We start from the raw sequence: 25,878 nt of genomic DNA, 5'->3' as shown, positions 1-25,878 counted from the left end.
CGATCACTCCTCGACGTGTACGCTGTCGAGATAGGTGCGCACCGCCCACAAGGCTTCCTGGCTCAGGTAGTCGGCCATTTTCGGCATGTAGACCCGGCCGTCGCGCACCGCGCCGTGACGTACGCGCTCGACGAACCATTCATCCCCGGCTTCGGCGGCGTCCAGCATCCGCAGGTCCGGGGCGATGCCGCCCGACTTGGCCTCCAGGCCATGGCACGCGGCGCAGTTCTGGTTGTAGGCCGAAGCGCCGATTTCTATGGCTTTGTCACGCTCGGGGGAACTGCGATAGGGGTTCTGGGCGGCCCAACCATCACCGTCCAGCGGCAGGTTGGTGTCCTTGATCGGGGTCAATCCCTTGGTTTCCACTGCCTGGGGCACTACGTTGCCATGGGCCCATGCGGAGCCTGCGCCGGTCAGCCCCATCAGCAGTGCGGTAGCGATGATGGCGTTGCGTTTTGTTGTCATTGTTATGCCCTCTGGATTGCACGCAAGACCTCTGTGAAGAAGCCGTGCCGTCATCTTAGGAACCGCCCTGCCCCAGCCGAATGCTGCTTTGGTGGCCGGGATCTAGTTCCTTGGTAGCAGGCCATCCGACGCAGGTCGTAAAGACAGGCGGTTTGGGAAGTCTTCCCGGCAAGGGCGGGACTTTTTCCGTATCGGTCGGGTCGTGGCACCACTCACCCTAGTCAGGCCAAAACCTTTCACTGGGAACTGCCACCATGAGAATAAAAACGCTACCCGCCCTCTCCTCCCTGACGGTCGCCTTGCTGCTGGCCGGCAGTCTGTCAACGAGTCCGTTGGCGCGCGCTGCCGTCACCTGGGAAGACATCGCCAACGACCACCTGACCACCCAGGACGTGCTGCAATACGGCATGGGCACCAACGCCCAGCGCTGGAGCCCGTTGGCCCAGGTCAACGACAAGAACGTGTTCAAGCTGACCCCGGCCTGGTCCTACTCATTCGGCGACGAGAAGCAGCGCGGCCAGGAATCACAGGCCATCGTCAGCGACGGCGTGGTGTACGTCACCGGCTCGTACTCGCGGGTATTCGCCCTCGACGCCAAGACCGGCAAGCGCCTGTGGACCTACAACCACCGGCTGCCGGACAACATTCGCCCGTGCTGCGACGTGGTCAACCGTGGCGCGGCCATCTACGGCGACAAGATCTACTTCGGCACCTTGGACGCGCGAGTCGTCGCCCTGGATAAGAACACCGGCAAAGTGGTGTGGAACAAGAAGTTCGGCGACCACGCCGGCGGCTACACCATGACCGGGGCGCCGGTGCTGATCAAGGACAAGACCAGTGGCAAGGTCCTGCTGATCCATGGCAGTTCCGGCGATGAGTTCGGCGTGGTCGGCCAGTTGTTCGCCCGCGACCCCGATACCGGCGAAGAAGTCTGGATGCGCCCGTTCGTCGAAGGCCACATGGGCCGCCTCAACGGCAAGGACAGCACCCCGACGGGCGATGTCAAGGCGCCTTCCTGGCCCGACGACAAGACCACTGAAACCGGCAAGGTCGAAGCCTGGAGCCACGGCGGCGGCGCACCTTGGCAGAGCGCCAGTTTCGACGCCGATACCAACACCATCATCGTCGGCGCGGGCAACCCTGGCCCGTGGAACACCTGGGCGCGCACGGCCAAGGATGGCAACCCTCACGATTACGACAGCCTCTACACCTCCGGCCAGGTGGGCGTCGACCCAAGCACTGGCGAAGTGAAGTGGTTCTACCAACACACGCCCAACGACGCCTGGGACTTCTCCGGCAACAACGAGCTGGTGCTGTTCGACTACAAGGACAAGGACGGCAAGGTGGTCAAAGCCACCGCACACGCCGACCGCAACGGTTTCTTCTACGTGGTGGACCGCAACAACGGCAAGCTGCAGAACGCCTTCCCGTTCGTCGACAACATCACTTGGGCCAGCCACATCGACCTCAAGACCGGCCGCCCGGTGGAAAACCCCGGCCAGCGTCCGGCCAAGCCATTGCCGGGTGAAACCAAGGGCAAGCCGGTGGAAGTCTCGCCGCCCTTCCTCGGCGGCAAGAACTGGAATCCCATGGCCTACAGCCAGGACACCGGCTTGTTCTACGTCCCCGGCAACCAGTGGAAAGAGGAATACTGGACCGAGGAAGTGAACTACAAGAAGGGCTCGGCCTACCTCGGCATGGGTTTTCGCATCAAGCGCATGTACGACGATCACGTTGGCAGCCTGCGGGCGATGAACCCCACCACCGGCAAGGTAGTCTGGGAGCACAAGGAACCGCTGCCACTGTGGGCCGGCGTACTGGCGACCAAGGGCAACTTGGTGTTCACCGGCACCGGCGACGGCTTCTTCAAGGCCTTTGATGCGAAAACCGGCAAGGAGCTTTGGAAGTTCCAGACCGGCAGCGGCATCGTTTCCCCACCCATCACGTGGGAGCAGGACGGCGAGCAATTCATCGGCGTGACCGTCGGCTACGGTGGTGCCGTACCGTTGTGGGGCGGCGACATGGCCGAACTGACCAAGCCGGTGGCCCAGGGTGGGTCGTTCTGGGTGTTCAAGATTCCGAGCTGGGATAAGGCGACGGCGCAGAAATAGCCCAATCCCACCTGAATCCTAATCGATACAACAATCCCCTGTGGGAGCGAGCCTGCTCGCGATAGCGGTGGTTCAGCTGGCATTCATGTTGACTGACATGGCGCTATCGCGAGCAAGCTCCCACAATTGCCCGAGCTCATGCCATGAGATGCTTGTCATTGCTGCTTTTGTTCGTTGGCGCCTTTGCCAACGCCGACGAGACCGACACCCCGCTCACCCTCAACGGCTGCCTCATCGCCGAATCCAGCCAATGCCCCGGCGCCAACCTGCGCGGTGCAAAACTGGCGAACCAGGACCTGCGCAAAATGAACCTCAGCGGTGCCGACCTGCGCGACGCCGACCTGCGGCACGCACGGCTGGACCTGGCCAACCTCGAGAAAGCCCAACTGCAGGGCGCCAACCTGACCCGTGCCAGCCTGCAACAAAGCAACCTGCGCCTGGCGGACTTCAGCGGCGCCACGCTCAAGGCGATCCAGGGTTGGGGTCTGTTCGCCCAAGGCACGCAGTTCCAACGCGCCGACCTGACCGCCGCCTACCTTCAGTTCGCCCGCTTGTCCGGCGCGCACCTGCAGGGTGCCAACCTGCAGGCCGCTGACCTGGAAATGGCCTGGCTGAGCAAGGCCGACCTCAAGGGCGCTGACCTGCGCGACGCCAACCTGCAGGAAGCCAAGCTCGGCGAAAGCAACCTGGAACAGGCCAACCTGAGCGGTTCTCGCCAGCACTACGGGAATTTCCAGGATGCGAATATGGAGGGCTGTACCGGTTGCCCGACTTCCTGGGATCAGTAAGGATTGCCACAACCCCCTGTGGCGAGGGAGCTTGCTCCCGCTGGGCTGCGCAGCAGCCCCCCTCCGCCGGCCAACTCAGTCAATCCGTCCTACCGAGGTGCCTGGTTTCAGGGCCGCTTCGCGCCCCAGCGGGAGCAAGCTCCCTCGCCACAATGAACCTGGGATTTATCCCGCCACCCGCACCACCCCCATATCGATCCCCAAGTGCACCAGCTCGGCATGGGAGCTGACCTGCAACTTGCTCTTGAGCAGCGTCAGGTGGTTGGACACGGTCTTGGCGCTGATGCACAGCTGTTCGGCGATGGTGCGGGCGGGGGTGCCCTTGGCGAGCATGACAAAGATCTCCAACTCCCGTTGAGTCATGCATTGCAGCCGCGGGTCGACATCCTGGCGCGAACGGGTGCAGGCCAGTTGCGTGGCCAGGGATTGCTCGATGTAGACATGCCCGGCCAGCACTCGCCGCACCGCGTCGACCAGCACCTGGGGTGCCGAATTCTTGGTCAGGTAGCCCGCGGCGCCAGCGTCCAATGCCTGGCGCACCAAGGGCAATTCATCGTGCATGCTGAAAAACAGCACCCGCAGTTGCGGCAGGCGATGGCGTAGCCGGCGGGTGGTTTCCAAGCCACTGATACCGGGCAGGCCGAAGTCCATGATCACCAGATGCGGCACCTGCTCCTGCACCTGGCTCAACGCCTCCTCACCGGTCGCCGCTTCGCGGACCTGCAGGTCCGGCATCAACACCCGCAAAAGGCTGGCATAGCCCTGCCGAACCACCGCATGGTCGTCCACCAACAGAATGTTCATCACGCCTCCAGGGGGATATTCAAGGCCAGCGCCCAACCGGCGCCAGCCTGGCTGAGGATGCGCAGCTCACCGCCCAGGCTGCGCGCCCGCTCGGACATCGAGTGCAAGCCGACACCGGCGCGCGATGGTTGCGTCGCTCCACAACCGTTGTCGCGCACCAGCAACCGCAGGCGCCCGGCGCGGTGTTGCAGGCGTATCCGCACCTGCGTGGCGCCGGCATGCCGGGCAACGTTGGTCAACGCTTCCTGCAACAAACGATACAAGTGGGTCTTGTCCGGACCGGACAAGGACGGCAGTGTTTTGTCGATCCACACCTGACAGGTGATGCCCTGGCTGGCCTGCCATTGCCCGGCCAATAGCCTGATGGCCTCGCACAATGGCAGGTACTGCAACACCACTGGGTACAAGTCATGCACCAGTGCCCGGAAACCCGATTGCAAATGCTCGCAATGCTCTTCGAGCTGGCTGACGGTCTGCTCCAGCGCCAGCGGCTGATCCATCAACAGCCGCAGCAGGCAGGCGCGAGCACGAATGCCGGCCACGTATTGGCCCAAGTCGTCGTGCAGGGTCTGGGCCAGCTGGGTACGCTCCTGTTCCTGCACGGCCAGCAAGGCCTGGGTAAGCCGGGCGTTATCGGCCTGGGCCTCGGCCAGCGCAGCGGTCATGCGATTGAAATGCCCCGCCAGATGCTGCGCCTCCGGGACACCCTCAGTGCCCAGGCGCACCTGCAGGTTCCCGGCTGAGACCTGACGCAACGCATGCAGCAGCTCATCGAGCAAGCGCATGCCCCGGCGTACCCCCCAACGAATCACCAACAGGCTGAGCGACAGCGCCAGGGCACAGACGTACAACAGTTGCACCAAGGAATCGAGAATCTCGTCGATTTCATCGCGAGGGTCGACGGCAATCCAGGCCCGCCGACCGTCCGGCAAATCCACCACCTGAGCCGCGGGTCCGTCATCCAGTAACCGGCGGCCGAGCCAGGCCTTCATTCCGGATTCATTCGCCGGGAACAACTCCCCAGGGGCCAGCCAACGGACCCGCACATGCCGCAGGCTGCCGGTCAACCGCGGCTGGAGACTGGCCGGATCGCGCTCGGCGGTTTCGCGCAGGTAATGCACCACCGATTCGGCCGATTGCAGCTCTCGTTTCACATCGGCCATGGCCTGGTGCAGCAGCAGGACTGCACAGGCCAGGGTGACCAGGGCGAAAAAGGCGGAGACCCAGAGGTTGATGCGCCAGAGGGCTGACATGGCTAGCGCTCCAGCCCTGAATTGACACCTACCCCCTGTGGGAGCGGGGGTTTCCCGGTTTTGGGACGGTCAACCCCGATCAAACTCAGGATCAGCAGAAACGGCAACAGCAGCGCTTTGAGAATCCGCATGGTCTGCCCCCTCCTGGTCAATGACGATGCCTGCATGCTAAAACCCCGACCTCCAAGGTGAGTTACTACCTTGGTACTGCACCGGCGGTACTTTCTGCATATTTCCCCATGCCCCTGGGCTTTCTATGCTGGCGCTACCTGCAATGGAGGATGTCATGCGCCGGCTCGTCAGTTACGCCCTGGTTTCTCTGCTGGCAGCGGCAACTGCTCACGCGGGCGATGCCACGCCGCTGCAAGTGCGCATCGGCTACCTGGGTTACCGTCCCGATCCGGGCCCGTTGCTATCCAACGTCATTGCCGAACCGGCCGATGCCGGGTTGCGCGGCGCTGAGTTGGCGATCGTCGACAGCAACAGCACCGGGCGTTTTCTCAAGCACGACTACCGCCTGGAAAGCGCCAGCGTCGACACTCCCGAAGCGCTGCTCCAGGCCGCCCGGACCCAACATGACCAGGGCCTGCGGCTGTTCGTGGTCAACGCACCGGCCGCCAGCCTGCGCCAACTCAGCGCCGCCCTGCCCGACAGCCTGCTGTTCAACGCCGGTAGCCCCGACGACAGCCTGCGCACCACCGACTGCCTGGGCAACGTGCTACACAGCCTGCCCGACCGCGCCATGCTCGCCGATGCCCTGGTGCAGTTCAGCGTCGTGCGTAAATGGCAGCGGGCCTTGCTGATCGTCGGCCAGACGCCCGAGGACCGGGCCTATGCCGACGCATTGCGCCGGGCCATGAAACGCTTCGGCATGAAAATCGTCGCCGAAAAGGCCTGGCAGTTCGACAACGACCAGCGCCGCAGCGCCCAGGCCGACATGCCGCTGTTCACCCAGACCGCCGAGTATGACGTGGTGCTGGTGGCCGATGAGCGCGGCGACTTCGGTGAATACCTGCCCTACCAGACCTGGTACCCACGCCCGGTGGCCGGCACCCAAGGGCTGACGCCCACCGGTTGGCACAAGACCGTGGAAACCTACGGCGCGGCGCAACTGCAAAAACGCTTTGAAGCCCTGGCCGGACGCTGGATGAACGACCGCGACTTTGCTGCCTGGATCGCCGTGCGCAGCATCGCCAGCGCCGTGAGCAAGTTGCGTCAGGACGACCCGCTCGCCATTCGCCAGCTGGCCCTCAGCGACCAGTTGCCCCTGGACGGCTTCAAGGGTCGCAAGCTCAGCTACCGGCCCTGGAACGGCCAGTTGCGCCAACCAATTGCGTTGGTCCAGCCACGGGCACTGGTCAGCACCTCGCCCCAGGACGGTTTTCTCCACCCTTCCAATGAAATGGACAGCCTGGGTTATGACCGGCCCGAAGTAAGCTGCCGTTACCCCTGATCGATAACAACAATAAGGAAAACCGCCATGCGCCGCCCGCTGTTCAAACCGGCCCTGCTCTGCCAAGTCCTTGCCCTGGGTGCTGTTCTGCTGGCTGCCGGCCCCGCCGCCGCCAGCATCGCCTGGGTCTCGAACGAGAAGGACAACAGCCTGAGCCTGATCGACATGCAGAGCCTGGAAGTCATCGAGACCCTACCGGTTGGCCAGCGCCCCCGGGGCCTGCTGCTGTCCCACGACAATCGCCTGCTGTACATCTGCGCCAGCGACTCGGACCGGGTCCAGGTGATGGATGTCGCCACCCGCAAGATCATCAAGGAACTGCCTTCCGGCAAAGACCCGGAGCAATTCGCCCTGCACCCCAACGACCGCTGGCTGTATGTCTCCAACGAAGACGATGCCCTAGTCACGGTGATCGACACCCAGACTTCCGAAGTGCTGGGCCAGATCGGCGTGGGTGTCGAACCCGAGGGCATGGCCGTCAGCCCTGACGGCAAGTGGGCGGTCAACACCAGTGAAACCACGAACATGCTGCACTGGATCGACACCAGCACCCAGACCCTGGCTGACAACACCCTGGTGGACCAGCGGCCACGTTTCGTCGAGTTCAATCGCGACGGTACGCAGCTCTGGGCCTCGGCGGAGATCGGCGGCACGTTGACCGTACTCGACGTCGCCACGCGCCAGGTGCTCAAGACCCTGACGTTCCAAATCAAGGGCGTGCACCCGGACAAGGTCCAACCAGTGGGCATCAAGCTCAGCGCCGACGGCAAGCTGGCGTTCGTCGCCCTGGGCCCGGCCAACCATGTGGCGGTGATCGACGCCAAGACCTTCGAAGTGCTGGATTACCTGCTGGTGGGCCGACGGGTCTGGCAACTGGCGTTCACCCCGGACCAGAAGCAGCTGCTGGCGACCAACGGCGTCAGCGGCGATGTCTCGGTGATCGATGTAGAAAGCCGCAAGGTCCTGAAGTCGGTGAAAGTCGGGCGCTACCCTTGGGGCGTGGTGGTCACGCCATGAACGCCCTGGAGGTCAGCGACCTGAGCTTTGCCTATGGCGCGCGCGAAGCTCTCAAGCAGATGAACTTCAGCCTGCCCGCAGGCCGTTTCGCCGCGCTGCTGGGTCCCAACGGTGCCGGCAAGTCGACGCTGATCGCCCTGCTCACACGCCTGTACGACCTGCAACGTGGCGAGATCCACATCGGCGGTCATTCCCTGCAGAAATCACCAAGACCGGCCCTGCGCCAGTTGGGTGTGGTGTTCCAACAGAGCACGCTGGACCTGGACCTGAGCATTGAACAGAATCTGCGCTATCACCTGGCGCTGCACGGTTTTTCGCGGCGCCAGGGCAGCGCCCGCATCGACGCCGAACTGACCCGCCAGCACCTGACGGAGCGCCGCCACGAGCGGGTACGCGACCTCAACGGTGGCCATCGACGCCGGGTTGAGATCGCCCGCGCCCTGCTCCACGAACCGCACCTGCTGCTGCTCGACGAACCCAGCGTCGGCCTCGATCCGGCCAGCCGCCTCGCCCTGGCTCTGCACATCCGGCAACTGTGCAGCGAGCAAGGCATCAGCGTGCTCTGGACCACTCACTTGCTCGACGAAGTGCAGCCCAGCGACGACCTGTTGATCGTGCACCAGGGCCGTCTGGTCGCCAGCGGACAGGCCGACGCGGTGAGCCTGGAACATGGGGGCACCCTCGGTTCGGCCTTCACCCGCTTGACCACCACGGGAGTCGGGCCATGAATGCGTACTGGCAATGTTTCAGCGGCATCGTGACGCGCGAATGGCTGCGCTTCGTGCTGCAACGCACACGGCTGCTCAGTGCCCTGGTACGGCCCCTGCTGTGGCTGCTGGTGTTCGCCGCCGGTTTTCGCGCGGCACTGGGCATCGCCATCATCGCGCCCTACGACACCTACATCCCCTACGAGGTGTATATCGTGCCCGGGCTGGCCTGCATGATCCTGTTGTTCAACGGCATGCAGGGCTCGCTGTCGATGGTCTACGACCGGGAGATGGGCAGCATGCGCGTGTTGCTCACCAGCCCCTTGCCCCGGGCTTTCCTGCTGGCGAGCAAGTTGTTGGCGACCTCGCTGATCTCACTGTTGCAGGTCTATGCCTTTCTCGCTATCGCCTGGCTGTACGGCATCCAGCCACCGACCATGGGCCTGCTGCTGGCCCTGCCGGCCCTGTTGCTGGTGGCCCTGATGCTCAGCGCCCTGGGCTTGTTGCTGTCCAATGCCATCCGGCAACTGGAAAACTTCGCCGGGGTGATGAATTTCGTGATCTTCCCGATGTTCTTCCTGTCTTCGGCGCTGTACCCGCTGTGGAAAATGCAGGAAGCCAGCCCTTGGCTGTACTGGCTTTGCTCGGTCAGCCCGTTCACCCACGGCGTGGAGTTGGTGCGTTTTGCGCTGTACGAGCAGTTCAACCTGCTGGCGATGGCGGTGTGCGTGGGGTTGACCCTGGTGTTCGCGCTGTTGGCGGTGTGGACGTTCAATCCGCAGCATGCGGCGTTGCGCAAGGCCAATTGAATTGCCCCATACCCATATCCCACGGGGGTTCTGTGCAGGGCTCATGGCCAAAATTACTACTTTAGTACTGGTTTTCCTGTCTATGGTCGCATTCACAAGACCTCGACCCTGGCATGTAATGGGCGCATAACAAAAAGGATAAATCCTATGCCCCGTTTGCTGGCGATCCTCCTGCTGGGCCTGGCGCTGAATGTCGCGCAGGCCGATACCGCGCTGTTTTCGGCGCAGGGTTATCGCATCGCCCAATACCGCAGCCCGACGCCCGCCACTGTCGACGGCGCCCAGACCCTCGATACCCAGGCCCTGCAACAGCTGCTTGAGCAAGCCTCGCCCCCGGTGCTGATCGACGTTTATCGCCGGCCGTGGGTCCAAGGGCGTTTCATCGACAACGAACCCCACGCCAACCTCCCGGGCAGCCTGTGGCTGGCCAATACCGGTGACGGCGACCTCGACCCGACCTGGCAGGACTACTTCAGCCATCACCTGCGCACGGCCACCGGCGGGCGGTTGGATTCACCGTTGGTCTTTTATTGCCGCGCCGATTGCTGGCTGAGCTGGAACGCGGTAAAACGCGCCACTGCCATGGGCTATAACCATGTGTACTGGTATCGCGATGGCCTCGATGCCTGGGAGGCGGCCAACCTGCCCCTGCAAGCGGCCCGGCCCGAACCTTTTCCCTGATCTTGCAAGAAGTGCGTGCAACTGCCCTGCCCCACACGACAATAACGAGGTGAATGGCCATGTATAAAATCCTGATAGCCGACGATCACCCACTGTTTCGCGAAGCCATCCACAACGTCATCAGCGACGGTTTTCCTGGCAGCGAGGTCATGGAGACCGCCGACCTGGACAGCGCCTTGGCCTTGACTGCCGAGCACGACGACCTGGACCTGATCCTGCTGGACCTGAACATGCCCGGCATGCACGGGCTCAATGGCCTGATCAACCTGCGCAACGAGGCACCGACCATTCCCGTGGTGATTGTCTCCGCCGAGCAGGACAAACAGGTGGTGCTGCAGGCCATCACCTATGGTGCGGTGGGCTTCATCACCAAATCCTCGCCACGCTCGCAGATGACCGACGCCATCGAGCAGATCCTCAACGGCAACGTGTACCTGCCGCCCGACATCATTCGCACGCAAAAAAGCCCGATGGGCCGCCGCCTGAACGAAACCCCGGCATTCCCGCCGGAACTGCTCCAGGCCTTGACCCGCAAGCAACTGCTGGTGCTCGAACGCATGACCAAGGGCGAGTCGAACAAACAGATCGCCTACACCCTGGACATCGCTGAAACCACGGTCAAGGCCCACGTCTCGGCGATCCTGCGCAAACTCAACGTGCACAACCGGGTGCAGGCGATCCTCAGTGCCGGGGATATTGATTTCGGGGCTTATTTGCGGCGCTGAACAGGCGCCATGAATCCCTGTGGCGAGGGAGCTTGCTCCCGCTGGGGCGCGCAGCGGCCCTGAAAAGTCTGCAACAACACCGATAATCAGGGTGGCGCGCGAAGGGGGCTGCTTCGCAGCCCAGCGGGAGCAAGCTCCCTCGCCACAACAGTGTTCGGCTCAAGATCGGGAGGGATCCAACAGATGACTCATCGCAATCTTGAGCTTCATCGGCCGCACCGGCTTGTGCATCAGGGTGTGCCCGCGTTCGCGGATCTGCTGCTTGAGTTCGTTGCTGTAGTTGGCGGTGATCATCATGGCCGGGATCGGTGAGGCCCGGCGGGCGTTGATCCTGGCCACCGCATCGACGCCATTCTGATCGTTGTCCAGATGATAATCGGCGATCAACAAGTCGGCCTCGGCATGGTAGTTGTCCACTTGGCGGGCCAGGTCCTGTTCCGACAACGCGGTCACTACCTGGCAACCCCAGCCCTCCAGCAACGTACGCATGCCGGCGCAGATCGCTGCATCGTTATCCAGCACCCAGACCCGTGCCCCGCGCAGGCGTTCGAGCATCGGCTCGCTCATGTCCAGGCACGGCAGCGGCTTGGGCGCGGTGGCGCTCAGCGGCACGTCGATGGAGAACATCGAGCCCTTGCCCGGCCAAGAGCGCACCTGGATCCGGTGCCCGAGGATCCCGGCGATTTTTTCGACAATCGCCAGGCCCAGGCCCAACCCACGGTCCTGGTTCGGGCGTTGCACGTCGCCACGCTTGAACTCCTGGAATATTTCCTCGAGGCGGTTCTCGGCAATACCGATGCCGCTGTCCCAGACCTGGATCGACACGCGTTGGCGGTGTCGCCGGCAACCCAGCACCACCCGCCCGCTGGGAGTGTAACGAATGGCGTTGCTCAGCAGGTTGCGCAAGATCCGCGCGAGCAATTGCATGTCGCTGCGCACCAGCACCGAACAACCGACAAAGTGCAGCTCCAGCCCTTCGCTGCGGGCGATCTGGGCGTATTCGGCGGCCAGGTTGTCGAGCAACTCACTGAGGCCGAACGGCGCGACGTCGGCCTTGATCACCCCGGCGTCCAGCTTGGAGATGTCCACCAGGGTGCCCAGCAGGTTCTCCACGTCCTGTAGCGAATTGCTGACGTTACGCACCAGTTGCGCGTTGGCGACCGGCTCGCGGCGCTCAAGCAAGGCACTGGTGAACAACCGGGCAGCGTTGAGCGGTTGCAGCAGGTCATGGCTGACCGCTGCGAGAAACTTGGTCTTCGACAGGTTGGCCTGCTCGGCCTCGCGCTTGGCCTCCCGCAGGCGCAATTCCACCCGGCTGCGCTCGTCGATCTCGCGCAGCAACTGGTCATTGAGCGTAGTCAGTTCGGCGGTCCGTTCCTGGACCCGCTGTTCCAGGTTCTGGTAGGCCTGGTGCAGCGCTTCGGCGGTGCGCCGGCGTTCGGTGATGTCGCGGATCAGCACGAAAATCCCCACCACTTCACCGTTGGCCAGGCGGTTGGGTACATAGGAGCGCAGCATGTAGCGCTCCTGGTTGTTGATGTTGGTCTCGGCGAACTCAAACGTCACGCTCTCCCCCGCCAACGCCCGGGCCACGTAGGCTTCCAGGCGCTGGTAATGCTGCTCGCTGTGGGCCTCGCGCAGGCTCTGGCCGAGCATCACGCCACGGGGCCAGCAATACCATTGCTCGTAGACCTTATTGGTGAACTCGTAGACCAGGTCGGCGTTGAGGTAGGCGATCAGCGCCGGCACATGGTCGGTGATCAGGCGGATCCAGCGCTCGCTTTCGCTCAGGGCTTCGGCGTGCTGATAGCGCTCGGTGATGTCGGTGAAGGTATTGACATAACCGCCGGTAGGCAGCGGGTGGGTGCGGATCTCCAGGACCCGGCCATCCGACAGGCGCTGTTCGCTTTCGTGAATCAGCCGCCCGTTGCTGTCACGGCTGGTTGGCGTCAGCAGGTGCAGCTCGCTGTCGGCGATGACCTCGTTGAAGGGCCGATGGGCAGCCACCGGAGCCAAGCCGCTGAGTTCCAGGAAGCGCCGGTTCCAAAGCTCTAGCACGCCTTGGGCATTGACCATCGCCACGCCCTGGGACAGGTTGTCCACCGCCCGCTGCAACAGGTGGGATTTCTGCGCGATGGCCTGCTCGCGACGCACGGTTTCGCTGAGCTTGACGTCAGTGATGTCGGTAAACAGGATCACCCGCCCGCCCTCCTGGGTCGGCCGCTCGCTGACTTGCAACCAACGTCCGTTCTGCAAGCGATACAGCACATGCTCGTCGGCCTGGCCCCGGGGCTCTTCGCTGAACAGCCCGTTGGCGGTCATCAAGCGCTTGACCTCGGAAAGGCGCATGCCGGCGATGATGCGCACCCGGCTGTTGGCCCAGAAGGCCTTGAAGCGGCTGTTGAACAGGACAATGCGTTGCTGCTCGTCGAACAGCACAAACGCATCGGAGATGCTTTCGATGGCGTCGATCAGATGCCGGTGGGCGGTTTCCGCCCGCAGCCGCGCCTCGCCCAGCAAGTGATTGCCGGCCTTGAGTTCGGCCATGGCCTGGTTCAGGGCATCGGTGCGCTCACGCACCTGCTCGGCCAGCACCACCGAGTGCTGGAACGCCGCATACGGGTCGTTGCCCCGAGTTACGCCGGACTCCACCCGTTCGATCAGCGCCTCATTGATGCGCCGCAACTTGCGGTTTTCATGCTGCTGGGCAGCGAGCTGGGCCTGCAGCTCAGCGATGGCCGGGGACGCGATGTCGGGCAATGGCAACTCCGGTGAACGTCTGGTTGATGTGCATGCCATTGAACTGTTCTCCATAGGTGTTGAACCCCATCACCCGTTGTTCGCGCAGGAACTGGCCGATCTGCTCCAGGCCGCCGCGATCTTCCAGCTCCAGGCGCCGGAGAAAGCAATCGCAGCCGATGGTCAGCAGCAAGTCGCCGAGGCGTGCCTGCAAACCGTCGAACAGCGTTTGCAGGTTGTGCAGCAAAGGACCGGGCGTCATCGCGGTGAGGACAATGCCGTTCTCCACCGCACAGTAGAAACTCAGGCTCAAGTCCGGATGCACCTGCTGGATGGCGCGCACGTAGTACTGGTCGTTGATGCGCACCGCCAGTGGATGGGCGGCGAAGACCCGGTAGTCGAGGGCGCTCACCGGCACGCCGATGTGCCGGGCGTATTCTTCGGCGGCGGGTTCGGCGTTGAGCTCGTAGACCCGTCGCGAGGCGCTGTCGGCGCCGGTCACCACCAGTTTCTCCTCCCGGGGCAGGATGTGATGGGTGGTGAAGACTTCGAATTCCAGCCAGGTGTTGATCAGCACCACCACGGCCGCGCCACTGTGGAACTGGCCTTCGAAGTACACGTGGGTGTGAGTCAGGTAGTTGTCATCGCCAGCCGAACCGCCGAAATGCGGGATGTCCCCCAGCGCGGCGCTCAAGGCCGCCAGCACCATCTCCTCGCGGCTGGACAGGCCATCGAGCAGGGTCAAGGCGAAGCTGTGGCCCTTGATCGGGGCCAGGGCGTTGCTGCGACAGCCACTCGCCAGACGCTCGACCATTTGTTGGGCGTCGATCAGGCTGAAGTGTTCCATTTCCCCGATCAGTTCGGCGGCGATGGAAAAGTGCCGGTGATCGAAACCCACCGCCGTCACGCAGTTGCGACCATAACCTTGCGCGGTGATTTCACCGGCGCTGGTACAGCCCACCAGGCGAATCCCGCCGAAACTCTGGGACAGCGCCTGGCCCAAGGCCGGCAGGTCATATTCGGCGGAACAGAAAAACAGCACGAAGCCCAGGTGCGGGTGCAACAACTGCCGCGCCAACTCCTGGGCCACCTGCTGGACGTCCGTGGCCTGGGACATGGCGCTCACCACACCTTCGCTCTGGGCCTGCTGCATCTTCGCCTCCGACGGGTGCGTGATAGGAGCCCTGAGTGTACGAAGCCGCGTCGAGTCGACGTATGCTACTTGGGTAGCGGGTGGACGCTTCCATGGGATGAGAAGATCGGCGCACACGACGGTGCCGCCACCACCCACACCCCTGATATGGAATACCTTTGTGGCGAGGGAGCTTGCTCCCGCTGGGTTGCGAAGCAGCCCCAAGCAAATTGAATGCAGTCAACCTGACACAGCGCGCTGTCAAGTCTCAGGGCTGCTTCGCAGCCCAGCGAGGCGGTGCGACGTTTCGCTAAATCCCCTCACCACAAAGGCGGTTCGGTGTGCAGGCAATATCAGTGACTCATCGGAGACATGGCGGTCGCCTGCCCCAGCAGTTCCTGGTCGATGTCTTCCAGGCGCAGCACCCGACCACCGGTATCGCTGGCGAGTTTTTGTGCCGCCTGGGGGTCGGAGAACGAAGCCAGGACAACGCCCATGGCGCCCTTGAGCCCGCTGCCGATGACGAAGTAGGCGGTCCGGGCGTCGATCAGGTGGGCGTCATCCGGTGTGTCCCAATGGCTGCGGCCCATGTCGTGGACATACAGCTTGACGTCGGCCCGATGGTTTTCCGGCTGCAACCACCAGCCCAGCATCTCCGCCGGCGAGCAGAATTTCTTTACGCCCCCTGCCCCGACCGCCGCGCCCTTGGGTCCGGGAAAGTCAGTGATGACCATGCCGCACACATGGCATTCGTCACTGGGATGGAACGCCAGCGCGGCCTCGCTGGCCGCGGGTGGCTCGGCCTTGCCGCAGGCCGCCAGTGCCAGGCACATCAATACCCCGACCCAAAGGCGACCCGCCTTGAAATACACCCTGTTCATCGTTGCATGCTCCCTTATCAAGATTGAAATTCACGGGCATCGGCGATTGAACAACCGATAGGCCAGCCACAACGGCACCGCCATCCACAGGCCCAGGCACAGCCAGAGCAAAGGCGCCGACACCGGCAGGTCGCTGCCCAAGGTCAGCACCGCGGCGCCGCTGGACGCCGCATCGAACCCGGACAGGTTGATCAGCCGATAGACGTCGGTAGGGTTGAACAGCAGCAGCCATGGCAACAGTTCCGGGCTGAAGCGCCCTTCGCTCAGCACCAGCAATGCCAGCAACGCCAGGTCGAACACCAGCACGAAGAAAAACCACACCCCCAGCGCCAATCCGGCCGCGGTGGATTTCTCTGCCGACAAGCTGCTCAGCACATAGGCCAACCCGAGGAACACCCAGCCCAGCAGCGTGCTGGACACCATGAAGCGACCGAAGGCCCAGAGCAGCAGGCTCAACTGGACATCGTCCACCAACAGGGCGATAGCCAGCATCGCGCAGCCAAAACCGATGAAGGTGGCCAGGGCCAGGATCAAGCCGTGCCCCACGAACTTGCCCAGCAGCAATTGTCCGCGGCCCAACGGGTAGGTCAGCAACAGCAGCAAGGTGCCGCTCTCGTCCTCGCCGACAATCGCGTCATAGGCCAACAGCAAGGCAATCAGCGGCATCAGGAAGGTCGCCAGGCTGGACAGGCTCGCCACCGTGGCCGGCACCGAGGTGAACCCCAGTTGACCGGATGCCGCCGCGCCGAGCCAGGCGATGCCGATCGCCAGCACCGCGAACAACAGACTGATCGCCAACAACCAGCGATTGCGCAGGCCATCGCTGAATTCCTTGCGAGCCATGTTCCAGACCGGATTCATAGGCGGGTCTCCTCGGCCGCGGCACGGACCATGTAATGACGGTACAAATCCTCCAGCGACGGCGGCTTGATCTCGACATCCGACGGGTCATCCTGGGCCAGTAACTGGCGCAGCAATTTAAGCTTGCTGCCATCCGGCGCGGACACCTGTACCCCTTCGGCGCCCCAGCCTTGGGTGGCGTGCCCTTCACTGCGCCAATGCTGGCGAAGCCAATCGGCCCGCGACAGGCCCGAGGCGCGGATCAGTGTCGGCAACCCGGCGTCCTCCCTCAGGCGGGCCAGGCTGCCCAGGGCCAACAGGCGACCCCGGGTGAGAATCGCGGCGCGGTTGATGTGAGCTTCCACGCCAGGCAGGACATGAGAACAGAGAATGATGCTGGTGCCCTGCCAACGCAGGCGGTCGAGCAACTGATAGAGGTCCTGGGTGGCGATGGGGTCCAGGCCCACGGTCGGTTCATCCAGCAATAACAGGCGCGGTTGGCCGAGCAGCGCCTGGGCCAGGCCGAGACGCTGGCGCATGCCCTTGGAATACGTCTTCACGCGTCGTGTCGCGGCACCCGCCAGCCCGACCTCTTCCAGCAAACGCTGCACCTGCTCCGGTGCAGCGCCTTTGAGCCGGGCAAAATGGCGCAAGGTTTCCAGCCCGCTCAATTGCGGATAGAACATCACGTTCTCGGGCAGATAACCGAGCATCTGCCGCACGCTCGGGTCACTGGGCGCGCGGCCGAAGACACGCACCTGCCCCTCGCTGGCCCGCAGCAAACCGAGGATCAGCTTCATCGTGGTGGTCTTGCCCGCACCGTTATGCCCGAACAGGCCGAGCACTTCGCCCTGGGCCAGGTTCAAGTCCAGCCCGCGCAGCACGGCGACATCGCCATAGTACTGGCTGACGCCTTCGATCTCGACGACGTTCAAGACGCGTCCTCCTGGGCACTGTTGCGTGGCGGGGGCTGGACAGGCGTTTCCATCAGCGGATGGCTGTCCATCACCCCGGGGGATTTCATCACCGGGAAGGCTCGCTGCACCCAACGCAGCAGTTCGATCCCCGGGCTGTTCATCAACAAGCGCACCTGGGGATACAGCCACAGCAGGCGATCGACGTTGTCGTTGGGTTCATAGGCGACATCGCCCAAGCCATCGCCATTGCGATCCCAACCCAGGTAGTCGCTCCAGTAATTGCCGCGGCCATCCACCGACCATTCCTGCAACCGCGTGGCCACGTATTTGACCTGGCGCTGGTTGTGAACGAAGGCATTGCCGGCGATGCGGTTATCCTCCGAGCCCGCCGTCAGGTGGATACCCACGGCGCTGCGCTCGAAATGGTTGCCTTCGATGCGGTTGAACAGTGAGTTGTAGATGAACAGGGCCTTGCCCTCGGCGCCGGTGATCATGGTGTCGCCGGTGGACCCGTCGCGCACGTCGGTGACGAAGTTGTCGCGCAGGGTCGAATAGGTGATGTAGTTCATCAGGATCCCGTAGTTCTGATCCTGTTCGGAGCGATTGCCGATGACCGTCAACTGGCGGCTTTGCATCAAGGCATAACCGGTGCGAGTACGCCGGGTGACGTTATCCAGCAGGCGGTTATCGTTGGCGAACATGTAATGCACGCCGTAGCGTAGGTCCTCCAGGACATTGCCCTGGAGCAGGTTGCCGCTGGAGGTGTCGATGTAGATGCCATCGCGGGTTTCGCGCACCTGGTTACCGATGACCCGGGCGCCGTGTACGGCATACAAATGGATGCCATTGCCACGGTCCTGGGAGCGCAGGCTGGGGTCGCCCTGGATGCGGTTGTCGATCAGGCTGACGTCCCGCGTGCCATCGACCCAGATACCGAAGCCCTGGCCCTGCATCCGGTTGCCACGCACCACCGCGCCTTGGGCAACCGGTTGGATGAACACGGCCGCGTTCATGGCCGTCAGGTCGTGGCCCCAGTCCAGGAACGTACATCCCTGGACCCGCACGTTCGGGGCGCGAATGATCACGCCATTGCCCTCGCCCAGGCCCTGGAATACCGCATCCGGCGCACACGTGAGGGTCATGGGCTGGTCGATGCTGAACGAGCCCCGGTACTGGCCCGCAGGCAGGCGCCATTGCTGGTCGCCCTCGGCCTGCAAAGGCAAATCGGTGATCGGCTGCGGCGCGCCGAGCACGCCGCCCGACAGCAGGCTGAACACCAGGGCAATGACCAGTCGACGAACGTTTGGATGCTGCATATTCCCGGTCATTGCGCCTGTCTCCCTAGTGAATGACTCAGGCCTTTTCAACCAGCATGCGCCCGACCATCTCCATGTGCAGCGCGTGGCAGAACCAGCTGCAGTAGTACCAGTGCAAGCCGGCTTTGTCGGCGGTGAAGGTGATGGATGAGGTCTGTTGCGGACTGATCTCCATGCTGACGCCATGGTTGGTCATGACAAAGCCGTGGGACACGTCCTCGATCTGGTCGATGTTGGTGATGGTCACCGTGACCTCATTGCCTTGTTTGACGGTGAACTCCGTCAGGCCATAGGCCGGCGCCATCGACGTCATGTACACCCGCACCTTGTTGCCGTCGCGGATGACCTTGTTGTCGGTTTCCAGGTTGATGCCGTCCTTCTTCGCCCGGGCCACGGTGTCGGCGAAAAACGGATCGTTGCGGTTCCAGATCTTCTGGGTCTTGATCTGATCGCGCCGCGCGAGAATACAGTCATGCGGTTCGGCGAAGGCCGGGCCGTCGTGCACCAGCTTCATTTCTTCACCGGAAATGTCGATCAGTTGATCGTTCTCCGGGTGCAGCGGGCCGGTGGGCAGGAAGCGGTCCTTGGAGAATTTGCACAACACCACCAACCACTTGCCGTCCGCCTCGCTGGTTTCGGTGAGAGACGCATGGTTATGGCCAGGCTGGTATTGGACGTCGAGTTTCTGCTTGATGTAATTGATCTTTTCGCCCTTGTAGGCGCGGATGGCCTCGTCCATGTTCCACTTCACCACCTGGCTGTCGATGAACAAGGTGGTGTAGGCATTGCCGCGCCCGTCGAACGTGGTGTGCAATGGCCCGAGCCCCAGTTCCGGCTCGGCGACGATCACTTCGCGTGGGTCCTTGAAGCGGTCGGCGAACAAATCGTCCAGGCGATCGATGGCGATCATCGAGACCGTAGGCGACAGCTTGCCGTTGGCGATGAAGTATTTACCGTCCGACGAGGTATTGAGCCCGTGGGGGTTCTTCGGCACGGGAATGTAGCGGGTGAATTCGGAGTCCTTGCCATCGATCTTGCGGCCATCGACCACCGGCACCTTGGAGCCGTCCAGGTTGATGAACTTGCCGGCCTTGATCGCCGCCTCGATGCGCGGGATGTTGAACACCACCACCCAGTCGCGCTCGTTGCGCATCATGCCGCCCAGGTCGTAGGCCTTCTCGGAGTTGTAGCAGGTGCTGGCGGCGTATTTGCCGGTGTAGTCAGCATCGGAGTTGTCCAGGTTGCCGTCGACGATCACCTGGAACGCCATTTCCATTTTCTCGGCATCGATGGCGTTGAACATCGTGAAGCTGTTTTTGTCCTGCAGGTCGAAGGTATGGCCGTCGTTGGGGTGCGGGATCACGAACTCAGCGTTGGCGAACACGTACTTGGTGTACGGCACCTTTTGCAGGCGCAGGCCGTGGATGGCTTGCACGTTGGGCACGGTGAGGATCTTGTCGCACTTCATGATGTCCAGGCGAATACGCGCGACCCGCGAGTTGGCCTTGTCGTTGATGAACAGGTATTTGCCGTCGTACTTGCCGTCGGTCATGGAGATGTGCGGGTGGTGGCAATCGCCGTTCTGGTACTTGGCGCTGTCGCCCAGGATGCGCTTGCTTTCGTTGGTCAGGCCCCAACCGGTGGCCGAGTCGACGTTGAACACCGGGATACGCATCAGCTCACGCATCGATGGCACACCTAGCACCCGCACCTCGCCCTGGTGGCCGCCGCTCCAGAAACCATAGTATTCGTCCAGCTCCCCAGGCCCGACGTGAATCTTGGACTTGGCCTCCTTGGCCGCCGCAGCCCAGGACTCACGGGTGAACGTCCCGGCCCCCAGCGCCGTCGCGCCGGCCAGTACGGCACCGGTTACCGCGCCAGTGCCGAGAAAACTGCGCCGGCTGACACCCCTGGGTTCTTCCACCACGCCCGGGGTTTGGTTTTTTTTATCGCTCATGCTGTGTGCTCCATGAAGAATGAAACGGTCAAGGGACAGGCCATTGGGGGCCTCAAGGCGCCGGGTTCACCTGCACCACGGGAATCAGTTGCGGATCGCTCACGGCCGCCTTGCCGCGCTTCTTGCGCTTGTTGATCAGCGGCGGACATTTGTTTTCGTTGTGCCAGGTCATCTGGCAGTCGAGGCAGTAATGGCATTCGTTGGCATTGATCCGGCCATCGGGATGAATCGCCTGGATCTCGCATTCCTTGGCGCACAGCTGACAGGGGTTGCCACATTCCTTGCGGCGCTTGAGCCAGTCGAACAGCCGCAGCCGGGTCGGCATCGCCAGGGCCGCGCCCAGCGGGCAGACGTAGCGGCAATAGACCTTGCGAGTAAACAGGTTGATCACCAGCAGGCCCACGGCGTACGCCACGAACCACCACTGGCGGTCGAATCTGAGGGTGATGGCGGTCTTGAAGGGCTCCACTTCGGCCAGCCGCTCGGCGGTGGCCATCGACTCCAGCGAAACGCCGAACAGCACCAGCAAAATGATGTACTTGATCGCCCAGAGCCGCTCATGCACGGCGAACGGCAACTCGTATTGGGGCACCTTGAGCTTGCGCGCCAGTTCGTTGATCAACTCCTGTAACGCGCCGAACGGACACAGCCAGCCGCAGAACACCCCACGTCCCCACAGCAGAATGCTGCCGGCGGTGAACACCCAGAGAATGAAGATCAGCGGATCGGTGAGAAACAGTTCCCAGCGAAAGCCTTCGAACAAGGCGTGGACGAAGGTCAGCACGTTGACCACCGACAACTGCGCCAAGGCGTAGCCGCCCAGAAACACCACGGTGAAGACCAGGTAGCCGCGGCGCAGCCAGTGCAACAGCGTCGGCCGCCGGGCCAGTGAATCCTGGAAAAACAGGATCGCCGTCAGCACCAGCAGGGCTACGCCAAGCACGATGATTTCGACACTTTTCTGATACCAGAGCGTCAGCCACATCGGCCGGCTCGCTTCTTCGGCGGCCGCCAGTTGCTCGGCGGTCGGCAATGGCCGCTCCAGGTAGGGCTCCGGCAATTGATAGGCCAGCTCGAAGCTGCTGAAAATACCGCTGACCGGCCCGGTCTGGCGGCGGATCAGCAGCTCCAGGCTCCAAGGCGAACCGGGGTCGAAACGGTGGGACGCGCGAACGATGAACACCGCCATTTCGTCGAACTCAGGCATGTCCTCGGCGGCCACGTCATCCAGGCGCTGGAAGTCCATGTCACGGAAACTGATGACGTCGCCGAACTGACGCACCAGCACCCGGTCGAAAATGCCGCCGCGCACATAACCCGAGCCCTTGAAGGAATAGCGCCCGCTGCCCATCACGGCAATGGCTTGTTCGCCGGGTTTGAGCTCGCTCATCAGCGTGCGATATTGCCCATCGCCCAACAGATTGCGGCCAATGGTGGGCGGGTTGAGGTGGGTGACGTACAGGTCGATGAACGTGTCGTCGGCCTGGGCGGCGCTGGCAACTTCGACCTGTTCGGCGTCGGTGCCTTTGAAGCTGGCGTCTACTTGAGCGCGAGTCAGGTGCAGGCGCCGTACAGCGCCGTTGCCGGTCAGGGTCTTCCAGTCGGCGGGCTCGTAGATGTCCTCGCGCACACGAGCCGGCGCCACGGCCAATCCCGCATCGCCCTTGACCAGGCCCAGGGACACCGCGACATCGTGGGCGGCACGCATGATGACTTCGTTGACCACCATCGCCGTCACGGTAGCCCCGGCGATGGCATCCACGGTCACGGCATTCGGGTCGCTGGAATGCCCCACCACCACCCGCTGGTTGACCTTGATGCCGCTGTAGCGCGCGCTGAACGCGTGGAGTTTTTCTTCGGCGATGCCGATCAGCAGAATCGGCTCATGGTGTTCGAGCACATAGGCATCGAGGATCACCCCTGCAGGATCGAGAATGACCTGGACGTTGATCGGCTTGCCGGAATAGGCGGGAATGTCCACCACGTCCAGGCTCTGGAACACATAGCCCAGGACCTTGCCGGCAGCGGACAGCGTGCGCACCTTGAACCGCCCTTCGGGCTCGGAGATCGCGTCGGTCTGGCCCAGGACATGGTGGATGCGCTGTTGCGGGGTGTCGCCGTAGTCCTTGGCCTGGGCCAGGCCCGTGAACAACAGCAGGAAAACGAACAGTCCACGGAGCCAGAAGCGGGATAGGTGCAGCATCACAAAGGGAGGGGTCATGGACGCCAGGGCTTAAAGACAGGATCTTGGCGATCATGGTAGGGGCCGGCCCCATCTTCGGCCCTTGATTGAAATCAACTTGGGAAAAAACTTAAGCCTCGCCACAAAGGTCTTCCATGACAAGGTCGTGGATGTGGGCCATACCGCTTTGTGGCGAGGGAGCTTGCTCCCGCTGGGCTGCGCAGCAGCCCTAAAGCCTGTCATTGCTGTGAGTCATCAACTTCATTAGGGGCGCTTCGCACCCCAGCGGGAGCAAGCTCCCTCGCCACAGGACCGTGCCCACTTTTGTGCCATGTTCACCGTTGGTATCCTGGTCCAGTCCACTCTGCCATCGCCATAATGCAGCGCCATAACGCCCTTAAACGTTGCACCAACGTCCACAAGGAATGCCCGATGCATCCGCGCCACGCCCCCGCTTCAACCGCTGACTTGCCGCAAGGCACCGGTTTCGTCCGGGTGCGTGGCGCCCGCGAACACAACCTCAAGAACGTCGACGTGGATATCCCCCGCGATGCCCTGGTGGTGTTCACCGGTGTGTCGGGGTCCGGCAAGTCATCGCTGGCCTTCTCCACGCTCTACGCCGAAGCACAGCGTCGTTATTTCGAGTCCGTCGCACCCTACGCACGGCGCCTGATCGACCAGGTCGGCGTGCCGGACGTGGACAGCATCGAGGGCCTGCCGCCGGCAGTCGCCTTGCAGCAACAGCGCGGCACCCCCAGCGCACGCTCATCGGTGGGCAGCGTCACCACTCTGTCGAGCCTGATTCGCATGCTTTACTCCCGCGCCGGCAGCTACCCGGCCGACCAACCGATGCTCTATGCCGAAGACTTCTCGCCCAACACGCCACAAGGTGCCTGCCAGGAATGCCATGGCCTGGGCCGGGTCTATGAGGTGACCGAAGCCTCCATGGTGCCGGACCCGTCGCTGACCATCCGCGAGCGCGCCGTGGCCGCCTGGCCCATGGCTTGGCAGGGGCAGAACCTGCGGGACATCCTGGTGACCCTGGGCTATGACGTCGACATCCCCTGGCGCGACCTGCCGAAGCAGCAGCGGGACTGGATTCTCTTCACCGAACAAACCCCTACCGTTCCCGTATACGCCGGGCTCACCCCGGCCCAGACCCGCGCTGCTCTCAAACGCAAGCTCGAACCGAGCTACCAGGGCACGTTCAGTGGCGCCCGACGCTACTTGCTGCACACCTTCATGCACTCCCAAAGCGCGCAGATGCGCAAACGCGTGGCGCAATACATGCGCGCCAGCCCCTGCCCCGTGTGCGAAGGCAAGCGGCTCAAACGCCAGGCGTTGACGGTGACCTTTGCCGGCCTGGACATCGCCGAGCTGTCGCACCTGCCGCTGCTTGAGTTGGCCGAAGTGCTCAAGCGCGTCCTGGCACCCGACTACCTGGAACAGGCCGAAGAAACGGGCGACGTCCTCAGCCACCAGCAAACCCGAAAAGCCCGCGAGCAACGCGCCGCCAGGGGCGACAACCCGCACGCGGGTGGGCCCGACGCGCGCCACACGCCCAATCTCTCCCTGGAGAAACGCCTGGCCGCCCAACGCATCGCCGCCGAGCTGCTGGAACGGATCGTCACCCTGATCGACCTGGGCCTGGGCTACCTCGCCCTGGAACGCAGCACGCCGACGCTTTCGTCCGGCGAACTGCAACGCCTGCGCCTGGCGACCCAGCTCAATTCCCAGTTGTTCGGGGTGATCTACGTGCTGGACGAACCCTCCGCCGGCCTGCATCCGGCCGACAGCGAGGCGCTGTTTGGCGCCCTGCAACGCCTCAAGGCAGCGGGCAACTCGGTGTTTGTGGTCGAACATGACCTCGATACCATGCGCCGGGCCGACTGGCTCATCGACGTCGGCCCGGACGCCGGCGAACAAGGCGGGAAAGTCCTCTACAGCGGTCCGCCGTCAGGCCTCGGCCAAGTGCCGGAATCACGCACCCGCGCCTACCTCTTTGGCGAGGAACACGTTATGGCACGCAGCCCTCGGACACCCAGGGATTGGCTGCGCCTGGAAGGCATCACCCGCAACAACCTCGACAACTTGAGCGCGGCCTTTCCCTTGGGTTGCTTCACCGCCGTGACCGGCATCTCCGGCTCAGGCAAATCCAGCCTCGTCAGCCAGGCCCTGTTGGATCTGGTCGGCGCCCACCTGGGCCAGGCCAGCCCCAACGCCGAACCCGATGAACAAAGCCTGGAAGACGAACCCGTGCAAACCAGCGGCGGACGCGTTAGCGCTGGGCTTGAGGCGGTCAGGCGGCTGGTGCAGGTGGACCAGAAACCCATCGGCCGCACCCCGCGCTCCAACCTCGCCACCTACACCGGGCTGTTCGATCACGTGCGCAAACTGTTTGCCGCGACAGCGCAGGCGCAAGCACTGGGATTCGATGCCGGACGGTTTTCCTTCAACGTCGCCAAGGGCCGTTGCGAAACCTGTGAGGGCGAGGGTTTCGTCAGTGTGGAATTGCTGTTCATGCCCAGCGTGTACGCACCCTGCCCCACTTGCCACGGGGCGCGCTACAACCCGCAGACCCTGGAAGTGAACTGGCAGGGCTTGAACATTTCCCAAGTGCTGCAACTGACCGTGAACCAGGCGCTTGAGGTGTTTGCCGAGCAAGCGGCGGCCAGGCGCTCATTGCAGGTGCTGCAGGATATCGGGTTGGGCTACCTGCGCCTGGGCCAACCGGCCACGGAACTGTCCGGCGGCGAAGCCCAGCGGATCAAGCTGGCGACAGAACTGCAGCGCAAGGCCCGGGGGGCGACGTTGTATGTGTTGGATGAGCCCACCAACGGGCTGCACCCCCAAGACGTCGACCGCTTGCTGGTACAGTTGAATCGCCTGGTGGAGGACGGTCACACGGTGGTTGTGGTGGAACATGACATGCGCGTCGTGGCACAGAGTGACTGGGTCATCGACATCGGCCCGGGCGCAGGTTCCCAAGGTGGGAACGTCGTGGCCTGCGGGGCTCCGGAGGAAGTCGCGGCCTGCCGGGAAAGCCGGACGGCGGAGTTTCTGAAAAGGGCTTTGCAGCCCGGAAGATAACTCCCGTGGCG

General features: G+C 63.3%; 20 protein-coding genes. 9 read left to right on the top strand and 11 right to left on the bottom strand.

Going from position 1 to position 25,878, the window contains the following annotated elements; genetic code table 11:
- Positions 1-3: 3 nt before the first annotated feature.
- Positions 4-465 (bottom strand): cytochrome c-550 PedF, encoded by a 462-nt coding sequence (pedF, locus tag BLO97_RS03620; RefSeq protein ID WP_063321449.1) that lies wholly within the window; start codon positions 463-465, stop codon positions 4-6.
- A gap of 254 nt (positions 466-719) precedes the next feature.
- Between pedF and exaA the strand changes: the two genes are divergently transcribed.
- Both exaA and BLO97_RS03610 read left to right on the top strand, forming a co-directional pair.
- Positions 720-2,576: a quinoprotein ethanol dehydrogenase gene (gene exaA, locus BLO97_RS03615; protein WP_092344974.1), complete on the top strand. Its 1,857-nt coding sequence runs from the start codon at positions 720-722 to the stop codon at positions 2,574-2,576.
- 143 nt (positions 2,577-2,719) lie between these two features.
- Positions 2,720-3,364: a pentapeptide repeat-containing protein gene (locus BLO97_RS03610; RefSeq protein WP_092141418.1), complete on the top strand. Its 645-nt coding sequence runs from the start codon at positions 2,720-2,722 to the stop codon at positions 3,362-3,364.
- Between the two features lie 165 nt (positions 3,365-3,529).
- On the opposite strand, the gene BLO97_RS03605 is transcribed toward BLO97_RS03610, so the two are convergent.
- A complete protein-coding gene (locus tag BLO97_RS03605; RefSeq protein WP_092222092.1) occupies positions 3,530-4,168 on the bottom strand; it encodes a response regulator in 639 nt (212 codons plus the stop codon).
- Positions 4,168-5,421: a HAMP domain-containing sensor histidine kinase gene (locus tag BLO97_RS03600; RefSeq protein ID WP_092141424.1), complete on the bottom strand. Its 1,254-nt coding sequence runs from the start codon at positions 5,419-5,421 to the stop codon at positions 4,168-4,170. Before BLO97_RS03600 ends, BLO97_RS03605 begins: the two co-directional genes overlap by 1 nt.
- Positions 5,422-5,707: 286 nt before the next feature.
- Between BLO97_RS03600 and BLO97_RS03595 the strand changes: the two genes are divergently transcribed.
- The 6 genes from BLO97_RS03595 (at position 5,708) to BLO97_RS03570 (ending at position 10,813) form a co-directional block, all read left to right on the top strand.
- Positions 5,708-6,874 carry an ABC transporter substrate-binding protein gene (locus BLO97_RS03595; RefSeq protein ID WP_092344972.1) on the top strand — a complete coding sequence of 389 codons (1,167 nt, stop codon included), beginning with the start codon at positions 5,708-5,710 and terminating at the stop codon, positions 6,872-6,874.
- 27 nt (positions 6,875-6,901) lie between these two features.
- A complete protein-coding gene (locus tag BLO97_RS03590) occupies positions 6,902-7,891 on the top strand; it encodes a YVTN family beta-propeller repeat protein (RefSeq protein ID WP_063321454.1) in 990 nt (329 codons plus the stop codon).
- On the top strand, positions 7,888-8,619 hold the full coding sequence (locus tag BLO97_RS03585) for an ABC transporter ATP-binding protein (protein ID WP_092141432.1): 732 nt from the start codon (positions 7,888-7,890) through the stop codon (positions 8,617-8,619). Before BLO97_RS03590 ends, BLO97_RS03585 begins: the two co-directional genes overlap by 4 nt.
- Positions 8,616-9,407: an ABC transporter permease gene (locus BLO97_RS03580; protein ID WP_063321456.1), complete on the top strand. Its 792-nt coding sequence runs from the start codon at positions 8,616-8,618 to the stop codon at positions 9,405-9,407. Before BLO97_RS03585 ends, BLO97_RS03580 begins: the two co-directional genes overlap by 4 nt.
- Positions 9,408-9,554: 147 nt before the next feature.
- Positions 9,555-10,088: a PQQ-dependent catabolism-associated CXXCW motif protein gene (locus BLO97_RS03575; protein WP_092141435.1), complete on the top strand. Its 534-nt coding sequence runs from the start codon at positions 9,555-9,557 to the stop codon at positions 10,086-10,088.
- Between the two features lie 59 nt (positions 10,089-10,147).
- Complete coding sequence (locus BLO97_RS03570; protein WP_053122521.1) at positions 10,148-10,813, top strand: response regulator transcription factor; 666 nt, start codon at positions 10,148-10,150, stop codon at positions 10,811-10,813.
- 159 nt (positions 10,814-10,972) lie between these two features.
- Here BLO97_RS03570 and nahK read toward each other — a convergent pair whose 3' ends face one another.
- The 8 genes from nahK to nosR all read right to left on the bottom strand — a co-directional run bounded on the left by nahK (position 10,973) and on the right by nosR (position 22,816).
- Positions 10,973-13,612, bottom strand: coding sequence for a hybrid sensor histidine kinase/response regulator NahK/ErcS' (gene nahK / locus BLO97_RS03565; protein WP_256571611.1), 2,640 nt, complete (start codon positions 13,610-13,612; stop codon positions 10,973-10,975).
- Positions 13,542-14,705 (bottom strand): nitric oxide-sensing protein NosP, encoded by a 1,164-nt coding sequence (nosP, locus tag BLO97_RS03560; RefSeq protein ID WP_063321459.1) that lies wholly within the window; start codon positions 14,703-14,705, stop codon positions 13,542-13,544. The genes nahK and nosP overlap by 71 nt, the downstream gene beginning before the upstream one ends.
- A 332-nt stretch (positions 14,706-15,037) precedes the next feature.
- Positions 15,038-15,565, bottom strand: a complete 528-nt coding sequence (locus BLO97_RS03555) for a nitrous oxide reductase accessory protein NosL (RefSeq protein ID WP_063321460.1) — start codon at positions 15,563-15,565, stop codon at positions 15,038-15,040.
- Positions 15,566-15,595: 30 nt separating this feature from the next.
- Positions 15,596-16,426, bottom strand: a complete 831-nt coding sequence (locus tag BLO97_RS03550; protein WP_003201419.1) for an ABC transporter permease — start codon at positions 16,424-16,426, stop codon at positions 15,596-15,598.
- A complete protein-coding gene (locus BLO97_RS03545) occupies positions 16,423-17,340 on the bottom strand; it encodes an ABC transporter ATP-binding protein (RefSeq protein WP_063321461.1) in 918 nt (305 codons plus the stop codon). The genes BLO97_RS03550 and BLO97_RS03545 overlap by 4 nt, the downstream gene beginning before the upstream one ends.
- Positions 17,337-18,650 carry a nitrous oxide reductase family maturation protein NosD gene (locus BLO97_RS03540; protein WP_092141447.1) on the bottom strand — a complete coding sequence of 438 codons (1,314 nt, stop codon included), beginning with the start codon at positions 18,648-18,650 and terminating at the stop codon, positions 17,337-17,339. Before BLO97_RS03540 ends, BLO97_RS03545 begins: the two co-directional genes overlap by 4 nt.
- Positions 18,651-18,675: 25 nt before the next feature.
- Complete coding sequence (gene nosZ / locus BLO97_RS03535; protein ID WP_092222080.1) at positions 18,676-20,595, bottom strand: TAT-dependent nitrous-oxide reductase; 1,920 nt, start codon at positions 20,593-20,595, stop codon at positions 18,676-18,678.
- A 52-nt stretch (positions 20,596-20,647) separates the two neighbouring features.
- Entirely contained in the window at positions 20,648-22,816 is a 2,169-nt protein-coding gene (nosR, locus tag BLO97_RS03530) for a transcriptional regulator NosR (protein ID WP_256571610.1), read from the bottom strand.
- A gap of 393 nt (positions 22,817-23,209) precedes the next feature.
- Here nosR and BLO97_RS03525 point away from each other — a divergent pair, with 393 nt between their 5' ends.
- Positions 23,210-25,867, top strand: a complete 2,658-nt coding sequence (locus BLO97_RS03525) for an excinuclease ABC subunit UvrA (protein WP_092344966.1) — start codon at positions 23,210-23,212, stop codon at positions 25,865-25,867.
- Positions 25,868-25,878 lie beyond the last annotated feature (11 nt).

It is taken from the genome of Pseudomonas sp. NFACC05-1 (assembly GCF_900100135.1).
Taxonomy (GTDB): Bacteria; Pseudomonadota; Gammaproteobacteria; order Pseudomonadales; family Pseudomonadaceae; genus Aquipseudomonas; species Aquipseudomonas fluorescens_Q.
This window is presented reverse-complemented; position numbering and strand designations above follow the sequence as displayed.

What these genes read in the sequence shown, in the direction of transcription:
- pedF (WP_063321449.1), bottom strand. Translation starts at nt 465, where the DNA reads ATGACAACAAAACGCAACGCCATCATCGCTACCGCACTGCTGATGGGG.
- exaA (WP_092344974.1), top strand. Translation starts at nt 720, where the DNA reads ATGAGAATAAAAACGCTACCCGCCCTCTCCTCCCTGACGGTCGCCTTG.
- BLO97_RS03610 (WP_092141418.1), top strand. Translation starts at nt 2,720, where the DNA reads ATGAGATGCTTGTCATTGCTGCTTTTGTTCGTTGGCGCCTTTGCCAAC.
- BLO97_RS03605 (WP_092222092.1), bottom strand. Translation starts at nt 4,168, where the DNA reads ATGAACATTCTGTTGGTGGACGACCATGCGGTGGTTCGGCAGGGCTAT.
- BLO97_RS03600 (WP_092141424.1), bottom strand. Translation starts at nt 5,421, where the DNA reads ATGTCAGCCCTCTGGCGCATCAACCTCTGGGTCTCCGCCTTTTTCGCC.
- BLO97_RS03595 (WP_092344972.1), top strand. Translation starts at nt 5,708, where the DNA reads ATGCGCCGGCTCGTCAGTTACGCCCTGGTTTCTCTGCTGGCAGCGGCA.
- BLO97_RS03590 (WP_063321454.1), top strand. Translation starts at nt 6,902, where the DNA reads ATGCGCCGCCCGCTGTTCAAACCGGCCCTGCTCTGCCAAGTCCTTGCC.
- BLO97_RS03585 (WP_092141432.1), top strand. Translation starts at nt 7,888, where the DNA reads ATGAACGCCCTGGAGGTCAGCGACCTGAGCTTTGCCTATGGCGCGCGC.
- BLO97_RS03580 (WP_063321456.1), top strand. Translation starts at nt 8,616, where the DNA reads ATGAATGCGTACTGGCAATGTTTCAGCGGCATCGTGACGCGCGAATGG.
- BLO97_RS03575 (WP_092141435.1), top strand. Translation starts at nt 9,555, where the DNA reads ATGCCCCGTTTGCTGGCGATCCTCCTGCTGGGCCTGGCGCTGAATGTC.
- BLO97_RS03570 (WP_053122521.1), top strand. Translation starts at nt 10,148, where the DNA reads ATGTATAAAATCCTGATAGCCGACGATCACCCACTGTTTCGCGAAGCC.
- nahK (WP_256571611.1), bottom strand. Translation starts at nt 13,612, where the DNA reads ATGGCATGCACATCAACCAGACGTTCACCGGAGTTGCCATTGCCCGAC.
- nosP (WP_063321459.1), bottom strand. Translation starts at nt 14,705, where the DNA reads ATGCAGCAGGCCCAGAGCGAAGGTGTGGTGAGCGCCATGTCCCAGGCC.
- BLO97_RS03555 (WP_063321460.1), bottom strand. Translation starts at nt 15,565, where the DNA reads ATGAACAGGGTGTATTTCAAGGCGGGTCGCCTTTGGGTCGGGGTATTG.
- BLO97_RS03550 (WP_003201419.1), bottom strand. Translation starts at nt 16,426, where the DNA reads ATGAATCCGGTCTGGAACATGGCTCGCAAGGAATTCAGCGATGGCCTG.
- BLO97_RS03540 (WP_092141447.1), bottom strand. Translation starts at nt 18,650, where the DNA reads ATGACCGGGAATATGCAGCATCCAAACGTTCGTCGACTGGTCATTGCC.
- nosZ (WP_092222080.1), bottom strand. Translation starts at nt 20,595, where the DNA reads ATGAGCGATAAAAAAAACCAAACCCCGGGCGTGGTGGAAGAACCCAGG.
- nosR (WP_256571610.1), bottom strand. Translation starts at nt 22,816, where the DNA reads ATGACCCCTCCCTTTGTGATGCTGCACCTATCCCGCTTCTGGCTCCGT.
- BLO97_RS03525 (WP_092344966.1), top strand. Translation starts at nt 23,210, where the DNA reads ATGCATCCGCGCCACGCCCCCGCTTCAACCGCTGACTTGCCGCAAGGC.